General features: G+C 32.9%; 4 protein-coding genes. All 4 read left to right on the forward strand.

Annotation, left to right across the window (positions count from 1 at the left end; genetic code table 11):
• Positions 1–127 precede the first annotated feature (127 nt).
• Positions 128–673: a GNAT family N-acetyltransferase gene (locus KHW44_RS06805; RefSeq protein ID WP_304067597.1), complete on the forward strand. Its 546-nt coding sequence runs from the start codon at positions 128–130 to the stop codon at positions 671–673.
• A 1-nt stretch (position 674) separates the two neighbouring features.
• Positions 675–2,072 (forward strand): MATE family efflux transporter, encoded by a 1,398-nt coding sequence (locus KHW44_RS06810; protein WP_304067600.1) that lies wholly within the window; start codon positions 675–677, stop codon positions 2,070–2,072.
• Between the two features lie 85 nt (positions 2,073–2,157).
• Entirely contained in the window at positions 2,158–3,627 is a 1,470-nt protein-coding gene (gene gltX / locus KHW44_RS06815; RefSeq protein WP_281682613.1) for a glutamate--tRNA ligase, read from the forward strand.
• A gap of 8 nt (positions 3,628–3,635) precedes the next feature.
• On the forward strand, positions 3,636–4,333 hold a 698-nt coding region (cysS, locus tag KHW44_RS06820), incomplete at its 3' end, for a cysteine--tRNA ligase (RefSeq protein WP_304067606.1).

Consider the following 4,333-nt stretch of genomic DNA (forward strand, 5'->3'; position numbering starts at 1 on the left):
GAAAATTCATTTAATTAAGAGTCCGAAAGGGCTCTTTTTTGTTTGAAGAAATCTTGTTTTAAAATCGATTGACTTCCAATTTTTAAAGATATATTATTAAATAGATTGAAAAAATTTGGAGATATAAATGAAATACGAAGATTTTATTTTAAAATGTGAAGATATAGAAATAAAAGCGTTGGAAATTAAATATTTGAGAGATTTCTATGAATACGCTATGCAAAATGAGGTGGGACCATCTGCGGGCTGGAAACCACATAAAACAATCGAACAATCTAAGAAAATTCTCAAAGATTTCATCGATTTAAAATTAGAATATGGTATTTTTCAGGAAGACAAACTGATAGGAATGATTGGAGTATACGAAGACGATTATTTGTACGAAAAACTAGAATTTGAAGGGAAAACAGGCGTTGAAATTGGCTACAGTCTGAACAAAAATTATTGGAATCGTGGGATTATGACAAAGGTTGTGAAGTGTTTTGTAAATCATTTGCTAAAGGATTTGGATTACGATTATGTTTCTTGCAATTGTTTTGTTGAGAATAAAAAGAGTGCAAGAGTTATTGAAAAATGTGGGTTCCAATTTTATGGTGAACATCTGTATGAAAACTTTGATGGAACAAATAAACTTTGCCACTATTATTACATAAAGAATTTGAAGGAGGGATAGATTGAATTTAGCATTAAAGAAGAGTAAGTTTTTCGGGAATAAAAATTTCTACAAAGGTGTGTTGATACTAGCAATTCCAATTATTATTCAGCAACTTATTACATCGTTTGTAAATATGTTGGACAATATTATGGTTGGACAGACTGGAACTTTTGCGATGAGTGGAGTTTCTGTTGCTAACCAATTGATTACTGTATTTAACTTGGCAATTTTCGGACTTGTGTCAGCGGCTAGTATTTTTGCGGCACAATTTGCAGGTAAGAAAGATTACAAGAATGTACAAAACTGTTTGTATTTTGATGTGGTGTTATCTTTTATCGTTTCTGTGATTAGCGTGTTAATTTTCTGGGTTTTTGGCGAGAAATTATTGTATTTATTTATGAATCCAGATACAGATACTGTAAAAAATATTAATACTACTATGAAGTTTGCACTAGATTATACCAAGATAATGACTATAGGATTTATTCCTTTTGCTTTTTCACAATCCATCTCATCCTCAATGAGAGTGAATGGCGAAACTAGACTTCCGATGATAACGTCGATTATTACTGTTTTAGTGAATTTTGTGTTCAACTTGGTTTTGATTTTCGGACTTTTAGGTTTTCCTGCATTAGGACCAAAGGGCGCTGCGATTGCGACTGTTATTTCAAGATTTGTTGAACTTTCATTGTTTATTTATTTTGCAAACAAAAACAAACTTAGGTTTACATTTTATTCTAATTTTTTCAAAAATTTCCATGTCGATACAGGGCTTTTCAAGAATATAACTGTTGCGGGAATCCCTTTGATAATCAATGAAGTTTTGTATTCTTTGGGGATTGCTGCGATTACACAATCTTATTCAACAAGAGGAATTGAAGCTTTGGCTGCGTACAATATTTCTCAGACAATTATAGGACTTTTCATCGTTTTTAATTTGGCGATGGGAGATTGTATTTCAATTATGGTAGGAAGACTTTTAGGTAGTGGAGAAATAGATGAGGCAGTTGACACAGACAGAAAATTAATCGTGTTCTCACTGATGTTGGCACTTGTAGTTGGAATTGTGTTAATTATTTTGGCACCACTTTTTCCAGAATTTTATAACACTAATGATGATGTAAAATCGATGGCTACAAATATGCTTAGAGTTGGTGGAGCGTTTTTGTGGATTTCTGCTTTGTACAATGCGTCATATTTTACGCTCAGAAGTGGAGGCAAAACAGTTCTGACTTTGCTTTTTGATTCTGTAGGAATTGTTTTAATTTCGTATCCAATTTCGTTTTTGTTGGCAAAATTTACAGATTTAAATGTGGTGTTGATGTATTTGGTAATCTCTGTGATTGATTTGTACAAGGTTATTTTGGGATTGTATTTAGTTGGAAAGAAAATTTGGGTAAAAAATTTGGCGAAATAATTGCGTTGAGTTTATTTATAAATGCTGATTTTGGCTATTTGTGATATAATAAAATAAGTTAAATTTATTTTTTATGGAGGATATTATGAGTGAAGTAAGAGTAAGATTTGCTCCAAGTCCAACAGGATTTTTGCACATTGGTGGACTTAGAACAGCTTTATATAATTATTTGTATGCTAAAAGAAATAACGGAAAATTTCTTTTGAGAATTGAAGATACTGATAGAACTAGATATGTTGATGGTGCTATCGAAAATTTATTGGAACAATTAAAATGGGCAGGGCTTGATCCGGACGAAGGAGTTGTTCTTGATGATGAAGGAAACGTAACTGAAGTTGGAGAATGTGGCCCTTACGTTCAATCTGACAGAGTAAAACAAGGTTTGTACCAAAAATATATCGATGAATTAATCGAAAAGGGTTACGCATATTATTGTTTCTGCTCAAAAGAAAGATTGGATCAAGTAAAAGCACAACAAAAAGCAGACGGCTTAATGCCAAAATATGACGGTCTTTGCAGAGGAATTAGTGTTGAAGATGCTAAGAAGAGAATTGCAAACGGCGAAGAATATGTTATTAGATTGAAACTTCCTGAAAACAAAGAAATCACATTTAACGATGCGATTAAAGGTAAGATTACTTTCAACACTAATGATATGGACGATCAAGTTTTGATAAAATCAGACGGATTTCCAACTTATCACTTCGCAGTTGTAGTTGATGACCATTTGATGGGAATTACTCATATTGTTCGTGGTGATGAATGGATTTCTTCAACAGCAAAGCATGTGTATATGTATCAATGTTTCGGATGGGATGTTCCAGAATTCGTTCACTTACCAGTTGTTTTAAACAAATCAGGCAAAAAATTATCTAAGAGAAATGACGACGTTGCAGTCAAAGATTTCCGTACAAAAGGATATTTACCAGAAGCTATCGACAATTACCTAGCTTTAGTAGGTTGGTCAAGTGAAGATAACCAAGAAATTATGTCAATGGATGAATTGGAACATAAATTTGATTTCAGTAGAGTTTCAAAGTCTGGAGGAGTTTTCGATACAGAAAAATTAAACTGGATTAACAGACATTATATAAAAGAAATAGAAAACGAAGAATTAGCAGCGATGTTAAAACCATACTTGGTTGAAGATGGTGTGATTTCTGAAGATTATCCAGATTACAAATTGTTAGAAATTGCTTCATTATTCAAAGAAGAATTGGATTATTTGGCAGAGATTACTGAAAAAGTTGAATTCTTGTTCAAGGATTACGAAATGGATGATGATGCTAAGGAATTCTTAAACTACGACAAACTAGAAGAATTGATGAATGCACTAAAAGAAGAAGTCGAATCAGTTGATGAAATCGAAAAAGAATTTGCATCAGGAGTTATGAAGAGAGTTCAAAAGAAAACAGGAATCAAGGGCAAGGATTTGTGGATGACTACAAGAGCTGTAATTACTGGAAATGTTCACGGACCAGACTTGGATTCTATTATGGTAGTTTTAGGAAAACAAGAAGTTTTAGATAGGATAAACAAAGCTTTAAATAGATAGGAGAAGATATGAAGTTATACAATACACTGACACGAAAAAAGGAAGAATTCAAACCAATAAAAGAAAAAAATGTCGGTATATACGTATGTGGTCCTACAGTTTATAATTATATTCACGTTGGAAATGCAAGACCGATTGTGGTATTTGATACTTTGAGAAGATATTTTATTTACAAAGGATATAGTGTTAAATTTGTAAGCAACTTCACTGATATCGACGACAAAATCATAAATAAGGCGAAAGATGAAGATATAGACTTCAGAGAAATCACCAAGAAATACATTGAAGCTTATTTGGACAATGTATCGGGACTTAATTTTGACGAAGAAGACACAATTCATCCAAAAGCTACTGAATATATCGATGAAATGATTAAATTTGTGAAAACTTTGGAAGACAAAGGTGCAGCTTACAATGTCGATGGCAATGTGTACTTCGATATAACAAAAGCAAAAGATTATGGCAAATTATCCAAGAAAAATATCGATGATTTACGTGCTGGAGCGAGAATTGATGTAAATAGCGAAAAGAAAAATCCAATGGATTTTGCTTTGTGGAAAAAGAGAAAAGAAGAAAGTGAACCGGCTTGGGAAAGTCCATGGGGAATGGGAAGACCTGGTTGGCACTTGGAATGCTCTGTAATGAGTAAATCAATTTTGGGTGACACTATCGACATTCACGCTGGTGGAGAAGATTTGCAATTCCC

It is taken from the genome of Finegoldia magna (genome assembly GCF_018371055.1).
Taxonomy (GTDB): domain Bacteria; phylum Bacillota; class Clostridia; order Tissierellales; family Peptoniphilaceae; genus Finegoldia; species Finegoldia magna_I.

Bases quoted from the DNA above. Each gene is read 5' to 3' on its own strand.
- KHW44_RS06805 (WP_304067597.1), top strand. From the start codon at position 128: ATGAAATACGAAGATTTTATTTTAAAATGTGAAGATATAGAAATAAAA.
- gltX (WP_281682613.1), top strand. From the start codon at position 2,158: ATGAGTGAAGTAAGAGTAAGATTTGCTCCAAGTCCAACAGGATTTTTG.